A 22,945-nucleotide genomic window follows, 5' to 3' on the forward strand; every position below is an offset into this window, starting at 1 on the left:
GGACACCAGGAACCCGTTCACCAACCCGGCCCCGGTCCCCACCGCAATCGCGCACACCGCCATCACCCACGGCCCGTACGCCTGCGTGGCCAGCGTCGTCGCCCACACCGACGCCAACGCCATCACCGCACCGACCGACAGATCGATCCCCCCACCGATGATCACGAAGGTCGCCCCCACCGTGATCACACCGATCGTCGAAGCCAACGCCAAAATGCTGACCAGATTCGACGACGTCGCGAACGTGTCCGGCGCCGTCACCACCCCCACCAGCGCCAGCAACACCAGCGCCGCCACCAACCCCAGATGAGGAACGTTCCCCAGACGGGCGAGGGGCCCCGCTGTCGTGACGGGCCGGCCGGCGTCGGGCCGCGGCTGTGCGGGCTCGGCGACGGACGGAACTCGGGGCTCGCTCATGCGAGGCTCCCTTCCATGATCATGTCCAGAACCGCGTGTTCGTCCAGCTCCTGAGCTCCGGACTCGTGGATGATCGTGCCGTCCCTGACGACCAGCACCCGGTCGGCCAGGCCGAGGACCTCGGGCACCTCGCTGGAGACCAGCAGCACCCCGACGCCTTCGTCGGCCAGCCGGCGGATCACCGCGTAGAGCTCGGCGCGCGCGCCGACGTCCACGCCGCGTGTCGGCTCGTCGAGCAGGAGCAGCTTGCGGCCGTCCACCAGCCATCGGGCCAGAACGGCCTTCTGCTGGTTCCCCCCGGACAGCGTCCTGATGGGCCGCCGGGGATCCGCCGGCCTGATGTCCAGCGCCTTCACGTGCTCGTGGGCGTCGGCCATCTCACGACCCCGGTCCAGCCAGCCGAACCGGGAGTATCTGTTCAGCGCGCCGAGCGTGATGTTCCGCGCGACGCTCTGGTCGAGGAGCAGGGCCTGCGCCTTGCGCTCCTCGGGTGCCAAACCCATGCCGAGCCGTACGGCCTTGGTCGGGCCGCCCGAGCGCACGGGCTCGCCGTCGAGGAAGACCCGGCCGCCGGAGCGGCGGGCGCCGTACACCGCCTCGATGATCTCCGAGCGCCCGGACCCGACCAGCCCGGCCAGGCCGACGATCTCACCGGCGCGCACGGAGAAGGAGACGTCCCTGACCCGGCCGGGCACGCTCAGCCCTTCCACGCGCAGCACCTCGGGGCGGCCGTCGTGGCTGCCGGGGGCGGGCCGGGGCGGGAAGACGTATTCGACGTTCCTGCCGGTCATCAGGGACACGATCTGCGAGGTCGCCGTCTCCTTGGCGGGCAGGCCGACCGCGACGGTCCGGCCGTCCTTCAGCACCGTGACCCGGTCGCCGATCTCGCGGATCTCCTCCAGCCGGTGGGAGATGTAGACGACGGCCACGCCCTGGGAGGTCAGCTCGCGGATGATGCGGAAGAGGTTGCTCACCTCGTCGTGGGCGAGGGCGGCCGACGGCTCGTCCATGATGATCAGGCGGGTCTCGTGCGACAGGGCCCGCGCCATGCTCACGACCTGCTTGGCCGCCGGGGACAGGGACCCCACTTCGGTGGTGGGGCGGATCTCGGGGTGGCCGAGCCTGGTCAGCAGGTCGCGCACCGCCTTGGAGGCCTGCGCCGACCGGGTGAAGCCGAACCGGGAGAGTTCGTGGCCGAGGTAGATGTTCTCCGCCACGCTGAGCCCGTCGACCAGGTCGAGTTCCTGGTAGATGGTCGAGATGCCGAGCTTGATCGCGGCGATCGGCGACGTCAGCCGCACGGGCTCGCCGCCGAGGGTGATGGTGCCCTCGTCCGGCTGGTGCGCGCCGGCGAGGGTCTTGATAAGGGTCGACTTGCCCGCGCCGTTCTGGCCGAGCAGGCAGTGCACCTCGCCCGCGCGGACCTCGAGGTCGACGCCGTCGAGCGCGCGCACGCCGGGGAACTGCTTGACGATCCCGCGCATGACGAGAAACGGCGCCGCGTCGGCGGATGACTCCGGCATGGGTGCCTCCTGTGTCCTGTCTCGCTGGGTTTTGCCTGATGAGGTCGGGGCCCGTCCGCCCGGCGGGCTCGAAGCGGCACCGCCGGGACGAAGCCGAGGTCGGCGGGAACGACTTCGCCTCCGGAACTCGGCCTGCCGGGCGGACGGGGGTCTGTGGTCAGCGCGGCGGGTCCGCCGCGCTTTCGCCTGTGGCGGGCTCTGGGGCGGGCATCGCGCTGGCGCGGATGTCCACCGTCGTGGGATCGGACAGGACGCGTTCGACGACGATGCCCGCCGCCCCGCGTGACGCGGCGCAGAAACCGAGGTCGGAGGCGACGAACGAGCAGCGGGCGATCGACCCCGCCACCCCCCATCGTTCGAGCTCGGTCTGCGCGACAGGGATGAGCTGGTCCGCGAGCCTCGCGAAGTACCCCCCAAGGACGATGACTCGCGGATTGAAGAGGTTGACCAGGGTGGCCGCGCCGCGGCCGAGCCAGCGGCCGACCTCGGTGATGGCCTCGTTGACGCGCGGGTCTCCGGCCGCGCGCCGCTGCTCGATCTCGGCCAGGCGCTCCTCCGGGTCGCGCACCACCGCGTCGTGCGTGCCGTACGCACGTTCGGGGGTGACCATCCGGACGAGTACGGCCAGGCCGACCTTGGTCTCCCAGCAGCCGATGCGCCCGCAGCCGCACCGGTCGCCCGCCGGGTCGACGGGCACGTGGCCCACCTCGCCGGCGAAGCCGTCCGCACCGCCGAGGAGGCGCCCGCCGGCGATGATGCCGCCGCCGATGCCGACCTCGCCGGTGAGATAGACCAGATCGGGGGTGCCCGCGGCCACTCCGCTGGTGAACTCGGCGAGCGCGGCCAGGTTGGCGTCGTTGCCGACCGTCACCGGCACGTCCCGCGAGACGTCGGCGCGGGACAGGACGTTCCCGACGGGCACGCCGTACCAGCCGAGGTTGGGTGCGACGTCGACGGTTCCCGTGGTGGTGTCGATGAGCCCGGGCACGGCGACCGTGATCCCGGCGACCGTGACGCCCAGGAGGGCGAGCTCGTTGATCGCCTGCCTGATCGCCTTGGCCAGTTCGTCGAGCGACCGCTCGGGAGCGCAGTTCATCGCGTTGAAGCTGATCCGCCAGTCGAGCAGCACCCGGCCGGACAGGTCGGTGGCGAACGCCGCGATGTAGTCGACGTTCACCTCCAGCCCGAGGGCGCCGACCCCTGAGCCGTCCAGCGCCAGAGCGAGCCCGGGGCGGCCGACCGCGCCGGCGTACTGCGGCCCGGTCTCCTTGATGAGGCCGCGCGCGAGCAGCTCGCTGGCGAGGCTCGTCACCGTGGTCTTGTTCAGGCCCGTCTCCGCCGCGACCGCGGACCTCGACCGCGCGCCATGCTCGCGCAGATGTCTCAGCACCAGGGCCAGGTTGGAACGGCGAACGGTCGCCTGATCGGCCGGGCCCCGCCTGTTGGGGGTGCCTGGGCCGCTGCTCCAGGTGCCGTCGCGCCGCACGCGGTCCTCCTCGCTTCGATTGCATGCCGAACAGGACCACATGTGTGGCCCGGCGAATTAATTTGCATGGCTGGTCGAATTAAAAGCGCGGTCTCGAAGGGCGTGCAAGCGTCGAAACGCTTCGCCTTACGTAACGCTTGCGTAACGTGGCGCGGCGATTTGTGCGATGCGGATTCGTTATCGAAGGGCCTGGTGCGCCCCTGTGACGCCCGTGTTATAAACACGTTAATTAATTTTGGATACATACAAAGGCGGTCCCGCGTTGATCCAGAGGCAACCCTCCGTGCGCTCGGCCGGCAACGGCGGCCAGCCTCTTGGGCATGCCTCTTTGCGCCGCGCCAACCTGGCGCTCGTGCTGCGTCACCTGCGTGATGAGGGCCCCTGCTCGCGCGCCGACATCGCCGACTCGACCGGCCTGCACCGCGCGACCGTCTCCAGCCTGATGGCCGAACTGCTCGAGCGCGGGCTGGTCCGCGAGGTCGGCACCGAGCGCGCCGGAGCCATCGGCCGCCCGCGGCGCGCGGTGGCCCTCGACGGATCCCATGTGGGCGCGCTCGGCATGGAGATCAACGTCGACTACATCGCGGTCCACGGCACCGACCTGAGCGGCCGGGTGCTGGTGGAGCGCAGGATCGGCTTCGACGCCATGGGTCACGGCCCCGACCGCTCGCTCGTCGAGCTCGGGCGCGTGACCAGGCGGGTCATCGGCGACATGAAACGGGCGGGCGCCTCTCCCGGCGGCATCGTGGTCGGAGTCCCCGGCCTGGTCGACAGCGTGCGGGGCATTGTCGCGGTCGCGCCCAACCTCGGCTGGCACGGCCTGCCCCTCGCCGAGCGGCTGCGCGCTGAGCTCGGCGCCCTGCAGGTGCCCGTCTTCGTCGACAACGACGCGAACCTCGCCGCCCTCGCCGAATACGCCTTCGGCGTCGCCGCGGGCACGCCCGACATGATCTCCCTCACGGGTGAGGTCGGCGTCGGCGGCGGCATCATCGTCGGCGGGCGCCTCCTCGGCGGTGCGGACGGCTTCGCCGGCGAGGTCGGCCACCTGCCGGTCGACCCGGCGGGCGAGCGGTGCGGCTGTGGCCGCATCGGCTGCTGGGAGACCAAGGTGGGCTTCTCCGCCCTGGTCAGAGTGGCTGTCCGCGACCAGACGTACGGGCTGGACGGCGCACCCGCCCCCGACCCCGACGAACGCGCGACGGAGATCGCGCGCGACCTCGCGGCGGGCGACCGCCGGATGGCGGACGCGGTGGCGGAGGTCGGCAGATGGCTCGGCCTCGGCGGCTCCATCCTGGCCAACCTCTTCAACCCACGCGTGATCGTGGTCGGCGGCTACTTCGCACGGCTCGCCGAGCAGCTCATCCCGCCGGCTCAGGCGGAGCTGGAGCAGCTCGTCGTGGCCGGGCCCGCGGCCCGCTGCCGTTTCCTGGCTTCCGACCTTGGTTTCGGCGCCGCGTCACGGGGCGCCGCGAGCATGGTCATTGACCACATCATGGAGGACCCGACAGCGATCGGTTCGGCCCCGATCGCACATAACATTGCAGGTCAAAGAATATGACCTGCTAATTCTGAGGAGGTTTTTCGCGGACAGCTGGGGGCGGGTGGCACCCCTCCAGGTAATTACGACATTGAGTACAAACGCACCAACCGGCAACAAGCGCGGCGGCGCGCGCCTTGCTGACTTAACCCCCCAAGTCAGGAAGGACCCCAATGTCTCCACGTCTTCGGTCGTGGGTCCCGCTTTTATCGGCCTTCTCGCTGGTCATGGCCGCCAGCGTGGCGACGGCCCCGGCGACCCAGGCCTCCGTCATCCCCGCCTCCGACTACCAGCAGGTTCAGCTGGCCGTCGGCTCCGCGGAGCTCGGCGGAGAAGCGATGTCCCTCGCGGTGCTCCCCGACCGCTCGGTCGTCCACACCTCCAGAGATGGCACGGTCCGGGTCACCGACGCGGCCGGCAACACCAAGGTGGCCGGCAAGCTCAACGTGTACACCCATGACGAGGAAGGCCTCCAGGGTGTCGCGGCGGACCCGAACTTCGCGACGAACAGGTACATCTACCTGTACTATTCGCCGACGCTGAGCACCCCCGGCGGGGACGCGCCCACCAGCGGCACGCAGGCGCAGTTCGACCAGTGGAAGGGCGAGCTGCACCTGTCGCGGTTCACCCTCAACACCGACAACACGCTCAATCTCGCGAGCGAGAAGGTCGTGCTCGTGGTGCCCAACGACCGCGGGCAGTGCTGTCACGTCGGCGGCGACATCGACTTCGACGCGCAGGGCAACCTCTACCTCACCACGGGTGACGACACCAACCCGTTCGAGTCGAGCGCCTACTCGCCCATCGACGAGCGCACCGACCGCAACCCGCAGTTCGACGCGCAGCGGTCCTCCGCCAACACCAACGACCTGCGCGGCAAACTGCTGCGGATCCACCCGGAGGCGGACGGGACCTACACGATCCCGGCGGGCAACCTGTTCCCGCCCGGCACGGCCAAGACCCGGCCCGAGATCTACGGCATGGGCTTCCGCAACCCGTTCCGCATGTCGGTCGACAAGGCCACCGGCATCGTCTACCTGGGCGACTACGGGCCGGACGCCGGCGGCGCCGACGCGAACCGCGGCCCCGGCGGGCAGGTGGAGTTCAACCGGATCACCGCCCCCGGCAACTACGGCTGGCCGTACTGCACGGGCACCAACACCACGGCGGAAACCTACAACGAGTACACGTTCCCGAGCGGTCCCTCGTCGGCCAAGTACAACTGCGCCGGCGGCCCGACCAACAACTCCTTCCGCAACACGGGCCTGACCACGCTGCCCCCGGCCAAGCCGTCCTGGATCAAGTACGGCGACGCGGGATCCCCGCCGGAGTTCGGCGGCGGCTCCGAGTCGCCCATGGGCGGCCCGGTCTACCGGTACAACGCTTCGCTCAACTCCGCGATCAAGTTCCCGCAGTCGCTCGACGGGCGGTTCTTCGCCGGCGAGTACGGCCGCAGGTGGATCAAGGCGATCGAGGTCAAGGCCGACGGCACCTACGGTGACATCGGGGACTTCCCCTGGACCGGCACGCAGGTCATGGACATGGCCTTCGGCCCCGACGGCGCGCTCTACGTGCTCGACTACGGCTCCGGCAGCAACAACCAGGCGCTGTACCGGATCGAGTACATCGGCGGCACCAACCGCAACCCGATCGCCAGGGCGACCGTCGACAAGACCTCCGGCGTCGCCCCGCTGACGGTCAACTTCTCCTCGGCCGGCAGTTCCGACCCCGAGGGCGGCGCGCTGACCTACTCGTGGAACTTCGGCGACGGCACCACCTCGACCGCGGCCAACCCCACGAAGACCTACACGGCCAACGGCACCTACACGCCCACCCTGACGGTCCGCGACCCCCAGGGCCTGACCGGTACGGCGAGCCTGGTCGTGAGCGTGGGCAACACCGCGCCGACCGTGAACCTGTCCACGCCGGTCAACGGCTCGCTCTTCGCGTTCGGCGACACGGTGCCCTACACGGTCACCGTCACCGACCCCGAGGACGGCACGATCGACTGCAGCAAGGTCACCGTCACCTACTTCCTGGGTCACGACTCCCACCGCCACCAGATCACGTCGAAGACCGGATGCTCCGGAACGCTGACGACCCCGACCGACGGTGAGCACGACGCCGCGGCCAACATCTTCGGCGTCTTCGAGGCCTCCTACACCGACAAGGGCGGCCTGACCTCGGTCAGCACGCGCACTCTGCAGCCCAAGCACCGCCAGGGCGAGCACTACACCGCCATGCAGGGCATCCAGCTCGCCGACCACGCCGGCGCCGAAGGCGCCAAGACGGTCGGCTACATCGACAACGGTGACTGGATCTCCTTCACGCCGTACACGCTGACCGGGGCCACCAGCCTGACCGCCCGGGTCTCGTCGGGCGGCGCCGGCGGCACCCTCGAGGTGCGCACCGGTTCGGCGACCGGCACGCTCCTCGGCTCGGCGACCGTGGCCAACACCGGCAGCTGGGACACCTTCGTCAACGTCAACGTCTCGCTGGCCAACGTGCCGAGCGGAACCCAGACGGTGTACCTGGTGTTCAAGGGCGGCGCGGGCAGCCTGTTCGACGTCGACGCCTTCACCTTCAACACCACCACCGGCGGCGGAGGCACCCCGACCACCACCGAGGGCGAGGCCTACACCTCCCAGTCGGGTGTGCAGCCCGCGGGTCACGGCGGAGCCAGCGGCGGCACGACCATGGGCTACATCGACAACGGCGACTGGGCCGGCTACTCGCAGGTGAACACGCAGGGCGCCAAGACCTTCGCGGCGAAGGTCTCGTCGGCGGGCGCGGGCGGCACGATCACGATCCGCTCGGGTTCGCAGACCGGCACCGTGCTCGGCACGGTGACGGTCCCCAACACCGGCAGCTGGGACACCTTCCAGACGGTCTCCACGACCCTGACCGGCACGGCGACGGGCTCGCTGTTCCTCACCTTCTCCGGTGGGGCCGGCTCCCTGTTCGACATCGACACCTTCACGATCACCCGGTGATCACCCGTGGCGGAGGCCGGGTGATCCCGGCCTCCGCCACCCGGCACGCGCGTTCTTCCTCCGAAAGGACAATCATGATCAGGTACACGCGGCGCGGCCTGGCGCTGGTCGCCGCCACGCTGATCGCGACCCAGCTCGCGCCCCCGGCGGCACAGGCGGCCGACCCCGCCTACCAGGTGCTGGTCTTCAGCAAGACGGCCGGCTTCCGGCACGACTCGATCCCCGCGGGCATCCAGATGATCCGCGACCTCGGCGCGGCCAACAACTTCACCGTCACGGCCACCGAGGACGCGAACACCTTCACCGCGGCCAACCTCGCGCAGTTCAAGACGGTCGTCTTCCTCAGCACCACCGGCGACGTCCTGAACGCCACCCAGCAGACCGCGTTCAGCACCTACGTCGACGGGGGAGGCGGCTACGTGGGCATCCACGCCGCCGCCGACACCGAGTACGACTGGCCCTACTACGGCCAGCTCGTCGGGGCGTGGTTCAAGAGCCACCCGGCCATCCAGCAGGCGGTCGTCAAGAACGAGGACCGCACCCACCCCGCCACCACGGGCCTCGGGACGACCTGGACGCGGACCGACGAGTGGTACAACTACCGCACCAACCCGCGCTCCACGGTCCACGTCCTGCAGAGCCTGGACGAGACCAGCTACTCCGGCGGCGAAATGGCCGGCGACCACCCGATCACGTGGTGCCACCCGCAGCAGTCGGGCCGGTCGTTCTACACCGGGCTCGGGCACACCATCGAGTCGTACGCCGACACGAACTACCGCAACCTGGTGCTCGGCGGCATCCGGTACACGGCCGGCATGGTGCAGGCCAACTGCAACCCGCCCACCACCCCGCCGCCCACCGGCGACTCGACCACCGTCGAAGGCGAGGCCTACACCTCGCAGTCGGGCGTGCAGCCGGCCGGGCACGCGGGCGCGAGCGGCGGCAACACGCTCGGCTACATCGACAACGGCGACTGGGCCGGCTACGCGTCGGTGAACACCCAGAACGCCAAGACCTTCTCCGCGAAGGTCTCCTCGGCGGGCGCGGGCGGGACGATCACGATCCGCTCGGGTTCGCAGACGGGCACGGTGCTCGGCACGGTGGCCGTCCCCAACACCGGCAGCTGGGACACGTTCCAGACGGTGACGACGAACCTGACCGGTTCGGCGACGGGCCCGCTGTTCCTCAGCTTCTCCGGCGGTGCGGGCTCGCTGTTCGACATCGACACCTTCACCATCACCAGGAACACCACCACCCCGACGCCGACCCCCACCCCGACCCCGACTCCCACGCCCACCCCGCCCGTCAGCACCACCACCGAGGGTGAGGCTTACACCTCCCAGTTCGGGGTGCAGCCGGCCGGCCACGGCGGAGCCAGCGGCGGCAACACGCTCGGCTACATCGACAACGGCGACTGGGCCGGCTACTCGCAGGTGAACACGCAGGGCGCCAAGACGTTCACCGCGAAGTTCTCCTCGGCGGGCGCGGGCGGGACGATCACGATCCGCTCGGGTTCGCAGACCGGCACCGTGCTCGGCACGGTCGCGGTCACCAACACCGGCAGCTGGGACACCTTCCGTACGGTCACGACCAACCTGACCGGCACGGCGACGGGCCCGCTGTTCCTCACCTTCTCCGGCGGCGCCGGAGCCCTGTTCGACATCGACACCTTCACCATCACTCGATGACCCCGATTACCCCGACGACCCGTTGACCACCCGGAGGGTGCCCGGTAGGGCCGGGCATCCTCCCCGACTCGGAACACAGGCCGGCTCGCGTGCGACCGGCCCACGAAAGAAGGCCGGGCAAGTCGGCGACCCGGCCCAGGAAAGAGGGAGTTACCGATGGACATCGGCGTGTGGCTGGTAGGGGCGAGAGGATCGGTGGCCACGACGGTCGTCACGGGAGCGGCGGCGCTACGCGCCGGGCTCGCGGCGCCCGTCGGCTGCGTGACGGCGGGACCCGACTTCGCCGAGGCGGGCCTGCCGCCGATCGACCGGCTCGTCTTCGGCGGGCACGACATCTCCAGCACTCCGCTGCCGAAGAAGGCCGAGGAGCTGACGCGGGGCGGGGTCATCCCGGCGCCGCTGGCCGAATTGGTCCGCCACGACCTGGAGGCGGCGGACGCCGAGATCCGTCCGGGAATCGAGAGCACCCGCAGCGATGAAAATCGCACCCAGGCGGCGATCGCACACTCCCTGATCAGCGACATCACCGACTTCCGCGAGCGGCGCGGGCTCACGCGCGTGATCGTCGTGCATGTGGCCTCGACGGAGCCGCCCGTGGCCCCGCACCCGGCGCACGACGACCTCGGCGCGCTCACCGCCGCGCTCGGCGAACCCGGGGAGGTGCTGCCGCCGAGCTCGCTCTACGCCTACGCCGCGCTCAGCGCCGGCTGCCCCTACATCGACTTCACCCCGTCCACCGGCGCCTGGCTGCCCGCGCTCGACGAACTGGCACGAGACCGCGGCGTGCCGTACGCGGGCAGGGACGCCAAGACGGGCGAGACCCTGCTCAAGACGGCGCTTGCCCCCATGTTCGCCACCCGCGCCCTGGCCGTGCGGTCCTGGTCGGGCACCAACCTGCTCGGCGGAGGCGACGGAGCGACCCTGGCCGACCCCGCGGCCGGGCAGAGCAAGAAGATCTCCAAGGACCGTGCGCTGCCCGCGATCCTCGGCCACCCCGTCGAGGGCCAGACGCACATCGACCACGTGGCCCACCTCGGCGACTGGAAGACCGCCTGGGACCACATCACCTTCGAAGGCTTCCTCGGCGTCCGCATGTCCATGCAGTTCACCTGGCAGGGCTGCGACTCCGCCCTCGCCGCGCCCCTGGTGCTCGACCTGGCCCGGCTGATGGCCCTCGCACACGAACGCGGACAGGCCGGCGCGGTCTCCGAGCTCGGGTTCTTCTTCAAGGACCCCGTCGCGAGCGACGAGCACCGGCTCCAGGCGCAATATGACCGGCTGCGCGAATGGGCCCGCTCATGACGCGTGTCGTGACGCCCGGCTCGACCCCCGACCTCGCGACGCTCGCCGAACTCGTCCGTGCCCCTGCGGCACTGACCGTGCCCGGCGACACCGCCGCAGGAGGCGCGGCCGGCCCCGCCCCCGCGCTGTCGTCGGTGTGCCTCTACTGGGCCGGCATGGCGTTGAACGACTACGCCGACCGCGACCTGGACGCCCGGGAACGGCCCGAACGGCCCATCCCGTCCGGCCGGGTCAGGCCCGGGCAGGCACTCGGCCTGGCCACCGGGCTCACCGCGGCCGGAATCGCCCTCGCGGCCGCCACCGGAGGACGGGAGGCGTTCGGCGTCGCCACCGGCCTCGCCGCGGTCGTGTGGGCCTACGACCTCGCGCTCAAGGACACCGCGGCGGGCCCGCTCGCGATGGCGGCGGCGCGCGGCCTCGACGTGCTGCTCGGCGGTACGGGCAGGCCACGCGGCGGCCCGCCGGCCGACCGGCGGGCCGACCTGCTCACGGCGGGCGCCGTCGCCGCGCACACCTACGGGGTCACCGCGCTCAGCCGCGGAGAGGTCACCGGCGGATCGGCGGCCCGGTCCGCCACCGCGCTGACCGCCACGGCCGTCGCCACCGGCCTGGCGGCCGTCCACGTCAACCGCTCGGCAGGGACGGCGGTGGGGCGGCTGGCCGGCTTCGGGCTGACTCTGGCCTACGCCGGGCTCGTGGGCCAGGCGCAGCTCGCGGCGGCCCGCAACCCCGAGCCGGGAACGACCAGGGCGGCCGTCGGCCAGAGCATCCTCGGCGTGCTTCCCCTGCAGGCCGCGCTCACCGCCGGGCGGGGCCGCCTCGCCGCGGCCGCCGCACTCGCGGCGGCCCACCCCCTCGCACGGAGACTGTCCAGGAAGGTGTCCCCGACGTGAGATTCGCCTACGGGACCAACGGGCTCACCAACCACCGGCTCGACGAGGCGCTCGCCGTCGTGGCCGCGCTCGGATACGACGGCGTCGCGCTCACGCTCGACGCCGGGCACCTCGACCCCTACGCCTCCGACATCGGCCACCAGGTCGGCCGAGTGGCCAAACGGCTCGGCGAGCTCGGCCTGGCCGTCGTGATCGAGACGGGCGGGCGCTACGTGCTCGACCCCTTCCGCAAACACCACCCGACGTTGCTCCACCCGGTGGAAACGGCCGCCGCCCGAATCGACCTGCTGTGCCGTGCCGTACGGATCGGGGCGGACCTGGGCGCGGAGGCCGTCTCGTTCTGGAGCGGGATCCGCCCACCGGAGGTCACGGCGGACGACGCCTGGGACAACCTCGCCAGGGGAGTGGCCACGGTGCTCGACGAGGCGGTGGCCAGGGACGTCACGCTCGGATTCGAACCCGAGCCGGGGATGCTCGTCGAGGACATCTCCGGCTTCGAAGGGCTGCACGCGCTCATGGGGTCGCCGGAACGGCTCGGCCTGACCCTCGACATCGGCCACTGCCGCTGCCTCGAGCCCATCCCCGTGCCCGACTGCGTGCGCCGCGCCGGGCCGTACCTCGTCAACGTGCAGATCGAAGACATGCGCCGCGGCGTGCACGAACACCTGGAGTTCGGCGAGGGGGAGATCGACTTCCCGCCCGTCCTGGCCGCGCTGGACGAGGTCGGATACCGCGGGCTGGTCGGGGTCGAGCTTCCCCGGCACAGCCACGCGGGCCCCGCGGTCGCCGAGCGTTCGCTGCGCTTCCTACGCGAGAACCAGAAAGGCGGGCAGGACAGATGACACACGTGCCGGAGATCACCCTGACCGAAGAGGGCGCACGCTGGCTGGAGTCCGCCGTGGAGCGGGTCCGCGCCGACGCCCGGGCGCTCGACGCGCTGTTCCCCGCGGCGGGGCGCATGTGCGGCCGGGGCCCCGTGCCCGGCGCGCCGGGATGGACGGTCGACGAGGTCGTCCGGGTGCGCCTGCTGCTGGCGCTGCCGCGCAAGGGCGCCGAGCTGGGGGAGACGCTCTTCGAGCTGTACTCCCACGGCGACGCGGCCGAGCGTGCCGCGGTGCTGCGCTCGCTGGCCGCGCTCGCGGACGCCTCCGACCTCGGCGAGGCCGGAGTCCCGATCGTGCGCGACGCGCTGCGCACCAGCGACACCCGGCTGATCCAGGCCGCGATGGGCCCCTACGCGGCGGCGAACCTGCCCGACCACACCTACCGGCACGCCGTGCTGAAGTGCGTCTTCGTCGGCGTTCCACTCGCCTTCGTGTCGGGGCTCGACACGCGCTGCGACGAAGAGCTGGCCCGGATGATGGCCGACTACGCCGAGGAACGCCTCCTCGCCGGGCGCGAGGTGCCCGCCGACGTGTGGCCGCTCGTCGAGCGCCACCCCACCGTGCTGACCAGGATCAACGCCCTCATCGGAGAGGAACGCTGATGCGTATCTTCGACCCCCACATCCACATGACCTCACGGACCACCGACGACTACGAGCGCATGTACGCGGCCGGGGTGCGGGCCCTGGTGGAGCCGGCCTTCTGGCTCGGCCAGCCGCGCACGTCCGCCGGCACCTTCGCCGACTACTTCGACGGGCTGCTCGGCTGGGAGCCGTATCGCGCCTCGCAGTTCGGCATCGTGCACCACTGCACGATCGCGCTGAACCCGAAGGAGGCGAACGACCCGCGCCTGCACGCCGTGCTCGACATGCTGCCGCGGTATCTCGCCAAGGACCGCGTGGTCGCGGTCGGTGAGGTGGGATACGACGAGATCAGTCCCGCCGAGGACGAGGCACTCACCCGGCAGCTCGCTCTGGCCGCCGAACACGGCCTGCCCGTGCTGGTGCACACCCCGCACCGCGACAAGGCGGCGGGCACCCGGCGCACCCTCGACGTCGTGCGCGAATCCGGCCTGCCTCCGGAGCGGGTGCTGGTCGACCACCTCAACGAGATGACGGTCGCCATGGTCGCGGAAAGCGGCTGCTGGATGGGCTTTTCCGTCTACCCCGACACGAAGATGGACGTCGACCGGATGGTCACGATCCTCAAGGAGCACGGTCTCGACCGGGTCCTGGTCAACTCCGCCGCCGACTGGGGGCGCAGCGACCCGCTGAAGACCCGCGCCGTGGGCGACGCCATGCTCGCCGCCGGCTTCTCCGAGGCCGACGTCGACACCGTGCTCTGGTCCAACCCCGTCGCCTTCTACGCGCAGAGCGGTCGCCTGGATCTTTCCGGCGTCACCGCCTCCGACGGCGACCCCATCACCGCCGGCGGTGACTACGCCGGCAACACAGTCTTACGCGGCACCCCCGCGTGAGGAAGATCCAAATGCACGTCGCTTGGAAAGGTGGGCGATGACCCGCAGCAAGCTCGCACGATCCATCAGAAAGGCACTGGCCATACTGGCCGCCGCCCTTCTCGGCTTATCCATCGGCATTGTTTCTCCAGGCTCCGTGGCGCAGGCCGCCGCGGAAGCTCCCTTCAAAGCGCTGGTCTTCTCCAAGACCGCGGGATTCCGGCACTCGTCGATCCCGAACGGCATCGCGGCCATTCAGAAACTCGGCCAGGAGAACAACTTCACCGTCGACGCCACCGAGGACGCCGGCGCCTTCACCGACGCCAACCTGGCGCAGTACCAGGTGGTCATCTTCATGTCCACGACGGGTGACGTGCTCAACGACACCCAGCAGGCGGCCTTCGAGAAGTACATCGAGGCGGGCGGCGGCTACGCCGGCGTGCACTCCGCGGCCGACACCGAATACGACTGGGCCTGGTACGGCAAGCTGGTCGGTGCGTACTTCAAGCAGCACCCCAACATCCAGCAGGCCACGGTCAAGGTCGAGGACCCGGCCCACCCGTCCACCGAGGGACTGCCCACCCAGTGGTCCCGTACGGACGAGTGGTACGACTACCAGACCGACCCGAGGGGAACGGTCCACGTCCTGACCTCGCTGGACGCCTCGTCCTACACCGGCAGCACGATGGGGGTCGACCACCCCAACACGTGGTGCCAGGACTACGACGGCGGCCGCTCCTGGTACACCGGTCTCGGCCACACCGAGGAGAGCTACACCGACCCGAACTTCCTCCACCTGCTGCTCGGCGGCATCCAGACGGCGGCCGGCGTGGTCGACGCCGACTGCTCCGCGAGCCTGGACGGAAGCTTCGAGAAGGTCACGCTCGACGACAACACGTCGAACCCGATGATGCTGGACGTCGCCCCTGACGGCACCGTCTACTACATCGACCGCCTCGGCGACATCAAGGCCGTCAAGCCGGACGGCGGCCTGGTGAGCACCGGGCGTCTCAACGTGTTCACCGCCAACGAGAGCGGCCTGCTCGGCATGGCCCTCGACCCCCACTTCGGCGACAACCACTGGATGTACCTCTACTACTCGCCCACGGCCAAGGTCGTCGACCGGCTGTCGCGTTTCACCGTGAACGCCGACAGGACGATCGACATGGCCAGCGAGAAGGTCCTGCTGGAGATCCCCGTCCAGCGGGCCGAATGTTGTCACCACGGTGGCGGCATGGTGTTCGACAAGGCCACCGGCGACCTGTGGCTGGCCAACGGCGACAACACCAACCCGTTCGCCTCCGACGGCTACGCCCCGATCGACGAGCAGTCGGGCCGCTCCTCCTGGGACGCCCAGGGCACCGCCGCCAACACCAACGACCTGCGCGGCAAGGTGCTGCGCATCCACCCCGAGTCCGACGGGACGTACACGATCCCCGCGGGCAACCTGTTCCCGCCGGGCACCGCGAAGACCCGCCCCGAGATCTACGGCATGGGCTTCCGCAACCCGTTCAGGATCGGGATCGACCCCAAGACCCACAAGCTCCTCGTGGCCAACTACGGTCCTGACGCCGGAAACGCCAGCGCCACCCGTGGTCCGGAGAACACGGTCGAATGGGACATCCTCAACAAGCCCGGCTTCTACGGCTGGCCGTACTGCGTGGGCAACAACAAGCCCTACATCGACTACAACTTCGCGACCGGCCAGTCGGGCTCGGCGTTCAACTGCGCCGCGCCGAAGAACGACTCGCCCAACAACACGGGTCTGACCGACCTGCCTGCGGCCCTCCCGGCGATGGTCTACTACCACTACGCGGCCGACCCCGCCTTCCCCGAGCTCGGTGGTGGTGGCGCGCCCATGGCGGGTCCCGCCTACCGGTTCGACCCCAACCTGGTCTCCGACCGCAAGTGGCCGGCGTACTGGGACGGCAAGGCGATCTTCGCTGAGTGGAACCAGGACAAGCTGTACTCCTTCCAGCTCAACGAGGACGGCAGCAAGCTCACCGACATCAACCAGATCTTCGGGACCATGGGCTTCAAGAAGCCCATGGACATGAAGTTCGGCCCCGACGGCGCGCTCTACCTGATCGAGTGGGGCTCCGGATTCGGCGGTGACAACACCGACTCCGGCGTCTACCGCATCGACTACGTCAAGGGGAACCGCGCGCCCATCGCGAAGGCGGTCGCCGACAAGACCTCCGGTCCGGCGCCGCTGACCGTGAAGTTCTCCAGCGAAGGCTCACGTGACCCCGACGGCTCGCCGATCACGTACGCGTGGGACTTCGACGGGAACGGCACGACCGACTCGACCGAGGCCTCGCCGACCCACACCTACCAGGGCAACGGCGACTTCAGCGCCACCCTCACGGTGACCGACGAGGACGGCAAGACCGCCGCCGCGAGCGTGCCGATCACGGTCGGCAACACCGCGCCCACGGTGACGATCAACCTCCCGCCGAACGGTGGCTTCTTCGAGTTCGGCGACCAGGTCAAGTTCGACGTCACGGTCACCGACCCGGAGGACGGCGCCGTCGACTGTGACGACGTCCAGATCCAGGCGGTGCTCGGGCACGACACGCACGGCCACCCGCTCGACCAGTACACCGGTTGCTCCGGCACCGTGCAGACCACGCTGTCCTCGGGCCACACCGAAGGCGACAACGTCTTCTACGTGCTTGAGGCCAGCTACGCCGACAAGGGCGGCGCCGGCGGCTCCAAGTCGCTGACCGGCAGGGCCCAGGTCATCCTGCAGCCCAAGCGCAAGCAGGCCGAGTTCTACTCGACCACCGGCCGCGTCCCCGACGGCACCGGCACCGGCGACCCCGGCGTCAAGGTCGAGACGGCGTCCGACCCCCAGGGCGGTTTCGAGGACATCGGCTTCATCGAGGACGGCGACTTCTGGTCCGTCACGCCGGCCAACCTGTCCGGGATCGGGCGGATCACTTTCCGCGCCGCGTCCGACACGACGGGCGGCGTGATCGAGATCCACTCCGGTACGGCCGACGGGCCCCTCGTGGGCAAGGCGACCGTGCCGAACACGGGAGGCTGGCAGACGTACCAGAACTTCCCGGTCGACCTGACCACTCCGCCGACGACGACCGGGCCGCTGTTCTTCGTGGTCCGTAAGCCCGCGGGCGGCAACAACGACTCGTTGCTGAACGTCAACTGGGTCGACTTCGAGGGCCAGGGCGTCACCGACAACCAGCGGCCCACGGTCACCGCGACGGCGACGCCGACGCGGGGCGTGGCTCCGCTCCAGGTCGCCTTCCACAGTGTGGGCAACGACCCGGACGGCAACGTGCCGCTGACCTACAAGTGGAACTTCGGCGTCGCCGGGGCTCCGCAGCCCACCACGCAGGACGCGACCTACACCTACCAGGCGCCGGGAACCTACGACGCCCAGGTGACGGTCACCGACACGAAGGGCGCCGCCCGGACCGAGCACGTCCAGGTGGTCGTCGACAGCCCGAGCACGACCTGCCTCACCGGCAAGTCCGACGGCTTCGACGGCACCACGCTCGACCACAACAAGTGGACCGTCATCAGGGAGAACCAGGACCTGACCGTCTCCGGCGGCAGCCTGCACATCCCGACCTCCGCCACCGAGATCTACAGCGGAGGCAACACGACGCCCGTCACCAACATCGTGGTCCAGCCCGCTCCGAACGGTGCGTGGCAGGCGACGACCAAGGTGACGATCGCGGCCCGCACCGAGTACCAGCAGGCCGGTCTGCTCCTGTACGGAGACGACGACAACTACGCCAAGCTGGTGATCCAGGGTCGCGGCACGAGCGGTGCGGCCGGGCGCATCATCCAGTACATCAGGGAGGAGAACGGCCAGCCCAACGAGGTGGCCCAGTCCAACACCGGCAGCCTCGGAGCGGCGTTCCCCGACACCGTGTACCTGCGGTTGTCGAGTGACGGCACCCGCCTCGCGGCGGCGTACTCCGCCGACGGTGAGACGTGGACCCAGATGCCGCAGACGGACAAGCTGATCGCCGGGATCAACAACCCGCGCATCGGCCTGACCTCGTTCGCCAGCACGGGCAACCGTACGGTGATCGACGCGGCGTTCGACTGGTTCCAGCTCCTGCCGGACGACACCGCCACCGGGCCTTCGGACCCGAACGACGAGTTCGACGGCACCTCGCTCGACCAGTGCCGGTGGAGCACCGTCGTCCGTCCTGACCCCACCGCTGTGCGGGTGACCGGCGGCAACCTCGAGATCGACCTCAGCAAGGGTGACATCTACGGGACGGACAACTCCAACCCGAAGAACTTCATCCTGCAGACCCCGCCCGCCGGGGACTGGACCGTCGAGACGAAGGTCGACGGCAGCGCGTTCAATGAGCAGTACCAGCAGGGCGGTCTCATCGCGTACGGCGACGACGGCAACTACGTCAAGTTCGACTACGTCGCCGACAACGCTGCCGGTTCTGCGGTGACCCGCAGGCTCGAGCTGCGCAGCGAGGTCGGCAACACCGTGCAGGACCCGCAGCCCGGGGTGTCCAACCTCACCCAGGGTGTCTGGTGGCTGCGTCTGGCCAAGCAGGGCAACACCTACCACGGCTACTACTCGGCCGACGGCGCCACGTGGACCGAGGTCGGCTCGCCGACCCCGGTGACGAACGCCGCCGTGAGCGGGGCCAAGGTCGGCGTGTTCGCCTTCGGCGTCAACCAGACGGCGGTGAAGACGGCGAAGTTCGCCTACTTCCGCGCCTCGTGGGGCGAGCAGCCGGACACCACCCCGCCGACCGTCTCGGCCGCGACCGTCCCGGCCGCGCCCGACGGCGCCAACGGGTGGTTCGTGTCCAGCGTCGCGGTCGCCGTGACCGCGGCCGATGAGGAGTCGGGTGTCGACAAGACCGAGGTCAGCGTGGACGGCGGGCCGTACGCGGCCTACACCGGCCCCGTGAGCCTCGCGGCGGACGGCGCGCACACCGTGGCCTACCGGGCCACGGACAAGGCCGGCAACACCGCCACCGGGTCGGTCGACGTGAAGAAGGACGCGACGGCCCCGCTCACCACGGCGCAGTTCGCACCCGCCAACGACGACGGCTGGCACGGAGCCACCGTGCCGGTCACGCTGGCGGCGACCGACGCGACGTCCGGGGTGTCCGGGATCGAGTACGCCCTGGACGGCGGAGCGTGGAAGGCCTACACCGAGCCGGTGAACGTGACCGGCGACGGCACCCACACCGTGGCGTACCGGGCGAAGGACAAGGCCGGAAACGTGGAGACCGAGAAGGCCGCCACGCTGAAGATCGACGGAACCAAGCCGACGGTCCTCGTCTCCGGCATCGCCGCCGGGCAGATCTATGGCGACAGCCAGGACGTGCGCATCACCTGGCAGGCCGTGGACAGCACCTCCGGGGTCAAGACCCTGGCGGGCCGGCTGGACGGCGAGCCGTTCCAGTCCGGGCTGCTGCGGTCGCTGTTCGAGTTCCCGCTCGGCACGCACGAGTTGCAGGTCACCGCGACGGACAACGCCGGCAACAAGACGGTGCAGTCCGTCTCGTTCGGCATCACCACCTCGACGCGTGACATGGCCAACCTGATCGACCGCTTCGCGGCGACCGGCTGGCTCAGCCAGAAGAACGCCAACAAACTCCAGGACCAGCTCTCCCAGGCCCGCAAGGCCGAGGCGAACGGCAACGACACCAAGACCATCAAGGAGCTGAAGAACTTCAAGACCCTCGTCGCCGACCCGAAGGTCGTCACCGTGGCTGACGTCAAGAACGTGCTGACCCGCGACGCCGACGCGATCATCGCGCGGCTGAACGGGCCTTCCGCCTAAGCCGCGGCCAGCAAAGGAGGGGCGGCCCGTTTCGGCGGGCCGCCCCGTCCCCGCCCGTCTCCTTGTCGGTCGGAGCGAAGGAACGATCGTGAGATTCCGGCACCAGGACGGCTCGGCCGTCCACCTCGCCTATTGCACCAACGTGCACCCTGCAGAAGACCTCGACGGCGTGCTCGCCCAACTGCGCGACTACGCGGCGCCCGTCCGCGAACGACTGGGCGTCGCACGGCTCGGCGTCGGCCTGTGGTTGTCCCGTCCCGTCGCCGACACCCTGATCGCCGACCCCACCCAGGTCGTACGGCTCCGCGACGCCCTCACCGGCCACGGGCTGGAGGTCGTCACCCTCAACGCTTTTCCCTACCGCAGCTTCCACGACGAGGGCGCGTCCAAGCTGCGGGTCTACCACCCCGACTGGACCACGCCCGAGCGCCTCCACTACACGCTCGACGTGGCCAGGCTGCTGGCCGCGCTGCTGCCCGCAGACGTGACCTCCGGCACCGTCTCCACCCTGCCCCTGGCGTGGCGCACCCCGTGGACTCCCGAACAGGCGTCCGCCGCGCGGCGCAGACTCGACGAGCTCGCCGAGGGCCTCGCCGTCATCGCATCCTCGACCGGCCGCGTCATCCGCGTCGGCTTCGAGCCCGAGCCCGGCTGCGTCGTCGAGACGACCGCCCAGGCCGCCGAGCACCTGTCCGGCCTCGACCCCTCCCTCATGGGCGTCTGCCTCGACGCCTGCCACCTCGCCGTGCAGTTCGAGAAGCCGGAGCAGGCGCTCGACCGCCTCGACGCAGCCCGGCTCCCGGTGGTCAAGCTCCAGGCGTCCTGCGCCCTGCAGGCCGACCACCCCGCCGAGCCTGCCGTACGGGATGCCCTGCGGGCCTTCGACGAGCCGCGTTTCATCCACCAGACCCGCGAACGGGACCAGTGGCCCGGCGCCGACGACCTCGGCGGGGCGCTCGCCGGAGAGCTGGACGGCGGCTCGCCCTGGCGGGTGCACTTCCACGTGCCGCTGCACGCCGCGCCGGCCCCGCCCCTCGCCTCCACACAGGACGTGCTCGGCGGAACCCTCCGGGCGCTGCTCGGCGGGCCCGTCGCCCGCACGCACCACGTCGAGGTGGAGACGTACACCTGGCAGGCGCTGCCCGAGGACCGGCGGCCCCGCACCCCCGCCGACCTCGCCGAAGGCATCGCGCACGAGCTCGCCTGGGCTCGCGAACGCCTGATCGACCTAGGGCTGAAAGAGGAGACCCCATGAGACCCCTGGTGGTCATCGACGTGGTCGGGCTCACCCCCCGGCTGCTCGACCACATGCCCAACCTGGCCAAGCTCGGCGCCCCGGCGCAACTGCGCACCGTGCTGCCCGCCGTCACCTGCTCGGTGCAAGCCACCCTGCTCACAGGTGCGATGCCGCGCGACCACGGGATCGTCGGCAACGGCTGGTACTTCCGGGACGTCGGCGAAGTGCTGCTGTGGCGCCAGCACAACGCACTCGTCGAAGGCCCCAAGATTTGGGACGACGCGCGCAAATCGCACCCCGATTATCGCGTCGCCAACATCTGCTGGTGGTACGCCATGGGGGCCGCCACCGAATTCACCGTCACCCCACGGCCCGTCTACCACGCCGACGGGCGCAAATCGCCCGACTGCTACACCACCCCGCCGTCGCTGCGGAACGACCTCACACGCGAGCTCGGCCGGTTCCCGCTGTTCTCCTACTGGGGTCCGAAGGCCGACATCACCTCCAGTCAGTGGATCGTCGACGCATCCCGGCTCGTGCTCGCCCGCGAACACCCCGACCTCACCCTGGTCTACGTGCCCCACCTCGACTACGACCTGCAGCGGTACGGCTCGTCCGGACCGGAGGCGATCGCCGCCGCCCGTCAGATCGACACCGCCCTCGGCCCGCTGCTCGACGACGCGGCCGCCGCAGGCGCGGTCACCGTGGTCCTGTCCGAGTACGGCATCACCGATGTGTCCCGCCCCGTCGACGTCAACAGGGTGCTGCGAGCCGAGGGCCTCCTGTCGGTCTACCGCCAGGCCGGAATGGAATACCTCGACCCGTGGACCTCCCGGGCGTTCGCCGTCGCCGACCACCAGCTCGCCCATATATACGTGCGGGACCCCGCCGACATCCCCGCGGTCAGAGCCCTGGTCGAATCCCTGCCCGGCGTCGACGAGGTGCTCGACCAGGACGGCAAGGCCGAGTACGGCCTCGACCACTCCCGGGCCGGCGAACTGGTGGCCGTCGCCGCCCCCGACTCGTGGTTCACGTATTACTACTGGCTCGATGACGCCCTCGCCCCCGACTTCGCCCGTGGAGTCGACATCCACCGCAAACCCGGATACGACCCGGCCGAGCTCTTCTTCAACCCGGACGATCCGTTCGTGAAGGCCAAGGCCGCGCTCGCTCTGGCGCGCAAGGAACTGGGCATGCGTTACACGATGCCGGTCGTGCCCCTCGACCCCTCCATCGTCCGCGGCAGCCACGGCCGCCTCCCTTCAGATCCGCTCGACGGTCCCGTCGTGCTCAGCAGCGAAACGCTCGATCAGCAGTCATACGCGGCGACAGAGGTGAAGTCACTCCTGCTCCGCCTCGCCGGCATCGGCCCGGCGTAAGCACCAGCCAGACGGGTCACGCTGCCCGGCCGGCGTCGTCGCCTGCCCCACGGGGCCGTTCTGGCGGCGCCGCCCCGGGCGCCCGTTCGCGGCGCGGTCCCGACGGCCTGCGCGTTACCGACTCGGATGCCGCCGCCGCACGGGTGGATTTACGGCGACTCGGGCGCGGTGCCTGTACGGTGCCGCGTCCGGGCAGCCCGGCATGCGGGAGGGCTCGCGCGGCGAGTCTCCGCTTTATGTGGCTCCCTACGGTGGCCCGTGCGGCGTTTCGCCCGATAACCGTGCGGTGTCGCCTGATCTCGATGATGAAGCGGCATGGCTGGTCGCAGCCGCGCCGGTTGTCCGGCGGCGTC

The 22,945-nt window shown here is 70.4% G+C and carries 13 protein-coding genes and 1 pseudogene; 11 read left to right on the plus strand and 3 right to left on the minus strand.

The genetic code is table 11. From position 1 onward, the window contains the following. From Pth03_RS39945 to Pth03_RS39955, 3 genes and pseudogenes are all read right to left on the minus strand, one after another. Positions 1–297: pseudogene (locus tag Pth03_RS39945) on the minus strand (ABC transporter permease); the annotation flags it as partial. A 116-nt stretch (positions 298–413) separates the two neighbouring features. Next, positions 414–1,940, minus strand: a complete 1,527-nt coding sequence (locus tag Pth03_RS39950; RefSeq protein WP_203949730.1) for a sugar ABC transporter ATP-binding protein — start codon at positions 1,938–1,940, stop codon at positions 414–416. Between the two features lie 157 nt (positions 1,941–2,097). Continuing rightward, positions 2,098–3,426, minus strand: coding sequence for an ROK family transcriptional regulator (locus tag Pth03_RS39955; RefSeq protein ID WP_239119760.1), 1,329 nt, complete (start codon positions 3,424–3,426; stop codon positions 2,098–2,100). A 262-nt stretch (positions 3,427–3,688) separates the two neighbouring features. Between Pth03_RS39955 and Pth03_RS39960 the strand changes: the two genes are divergently transcribed. From Pth03_RS39960 to Pth03_RS40010, 11 genes are all read left to right on the plus strand, one after another. Beyond that, positions 3,689–4,984: an ROK family transcriptional regulator gene (locus Pth03_RS39960; protein WP_203949732.1), complete on the plus strand. Its 1,296-nt coding sequence runs from the start codon at positions 3,689–3,691 to the stop codon at positions 4,982–4,984. Between the two features lie 152 nt (positions 4,985–5,136). Then, entirely contained in the window at positions 5,137–7,956 is a 2,820-nt protein-coding gene (locus tag Pth03_RS39965) for a carbohydrate-binding protein (protein ID WP_203949733.1), read from the plus strand. A gap of 74 nt (positions 7,957–8,030) precedes the next feature. Beyond that, complete coding sequence (locus tag Pth03_RS39970) at positions 8,031–9,644, plus strand: ThuA domain-containing protein (RefSeq protein ID WP_203949734.1); 1,614 nt, start codon at positions 8,031–8,033, stop codon at positions 9,642–9,644. Positions 9,645–9,800: 156 nt separating this feature from the next. Next, the gene (locus Pth03_RS39975; RefSeq protein WP_203949735.1) at positions 9,801–10,946 is read left to right on the plus strand and encodes an inositol-3-phosphate synthase; all 1,146 of its coding nucleotides are present in this window, start codon (positions 9,801–9,803) and stop codon (positions 10,944–10,946) included. Continuing rightward, positions 10,943–11,839: an SCO3242 family prenyltransferase gene (locus tag Pth03_RS39980; RefSeq protein WP_203949736.1), complete on the plus strand. Its 897-nt coding sequence runs from the start codon at positions 10,943–10,945 to the stop codon at positions 11,837–11,839. The genes Pth03_RS39975 and Pth03_RS39980 overlap by 4 nt, the downstream gene beginning before the upstream one ends. Next, positions 11,836–12,681 carry a sugar phosphate isomerase/epimerase family protein gene (locus tag Pth03_RS39985; RefSeq protein WP_203949737.1) on the plus strand — a complete coding sequence of 282 codons (846 nt, stop codon included), beginning with the start codon at positions 11,836–11,838 and terminating at the stop codon, positions 12,679–12,681. The genes Pth03_RS39980 and Pth03_RS39985 overlap by 4 nt, the downstream gene beginning before the upstream one ends. Beyond that, positions 12,678–13,325, plus strand: coding sequence for an EboA domain-containing protein (locus tag Pth03_RS39990; protein ID WP_203949738.1), 648 nt, complete (start codon positions 12,678–12,680; stop codon positions 13,323–13,325). Before Pth03_RS39985 ends, Pth03_RS39990 begins: the two co-directional genes overlap by 4 nt. Further along, positions 13,325–14,200, plus strand: a complete 876-nt coding sequence (locus tag Pth03_RS39995) for a TatD family hydrolase (protein WP_203949739.1) — start codon at positions 13,325–13,327, stop codon at positions 14,198–14,200. Before Pth03_RS39990 ends, Pth03_RS39995 begins: the two co-directional genes overlap by 1 nt. Before the next feature lie 37 nt (positions 14,201–14,237). Further along, positions 14,238–19,976 (plus strand): ThuA domain-containing protein, encoded by a 5,739-nt coding sequence (locus Pth03_RS40000; RefSeq protein WP_203949740.1) that lies wholly within the window; start codon positions 14,238–14,240, stop codon positions 19,974–19,976. Between the two features lie 88 nt (positions 19,977–20,064). After that, on the plus strand, positions 20,065–21,231 hold the full coding sequence (gene eboE / locus Pth03_RS40005; protein WP_203949741.1) for a metabolite traffic protein EboE: 1,167 nt from the start codon (positions 20,065–20,067) through the stop codon (positions 21,229–21,231). After that, complete coding sequence (locus Pth03_RS40010; RefSeq protein WP_203949742.1) at positions 21,228–22,592, plus strand: alkaline phosphatase family protein; 1,365 nt, start codon at positions 21,228–21,230, stop codon at positions 22,590–22,592. The genes eboE and Pth03_RS40010 overlap by 4 nt, the downstream gene beginning before the upstream one ends. Positions 22,593–22,945 lie beyond the last annotated feature (353 nt).

It is taken from the genome of Planotetraspora thailandica, assembly GCF_016863335.1.
Lineage (GTDB): Bacteria > Actinomycetota > Actinomycetes > Streptosporangiales > Streptosporangiaceae > Planotetraspora > Planotetraspora thailandica.

Coding starts and splice junctions, on each gene's coding strand:
- Pth03_RS39950 (WP_203949730.1), bottom strand. CDS start 1,940: ATGCCGGAGTCATCCGCCGACGCGGCGCCGTTTCTCGTCATGCGCGGG.
- Pth03_RS39965 (WP_203949733.1), top strand. CDS start 5,137: ATGTCTCCACGTCTTCGGTCGTGGGTCCCGCTTTTATCGGCCTTCTCG.
- Pth03_RS39970 (WP_203949734.1), top strand. CDS start 8,031: ATGATCAGGTACACGCGGCGCGGCCTGGCGCTGGTCGCCGCCACGCTG.
- Pth03_RS39975 (WP_203949735.1), top strand. CDS start 9,801: ATGGACATCGGCGTGTGGCTGGTAGGGGCGAGAGGATCGGTGGCCACG.
- Pth03_RS39980 (WP_203949736.1), top strand. CDS start 10,943: ATGACGCGTGTCGTGACGCCCGGCTCGACCCCCGACCTCGCGACGCTC.
- Pth03_RS39990 (WP_203949738.1), top strand. CDS start 12,678: ATGACACACGTGCCGGAGATCACCCTGACCGAAGAGGGCGCACGCTGG.
- Pth03_RS39995 (WP_203949739.1), top strand. CDS start 13,325: ATGCGTATCTTCGACCCCCACATCCACATGACCTCACGGACCACCGAC.
- Pth03_RS40000 (WP_203949740.1), top strand. CDS start 14,238: ATGACCCGCAGCAAGCTCGCACGATCCATCAGAAAGGCACTGGCCATA.
- Pth03_RS40010 (WP_203949742.1), top strand. CDS start 21,228: ATGAGACCCCTGGTGGTCATCGACGTGGTCGGGCTCACCCCCCGGCTG.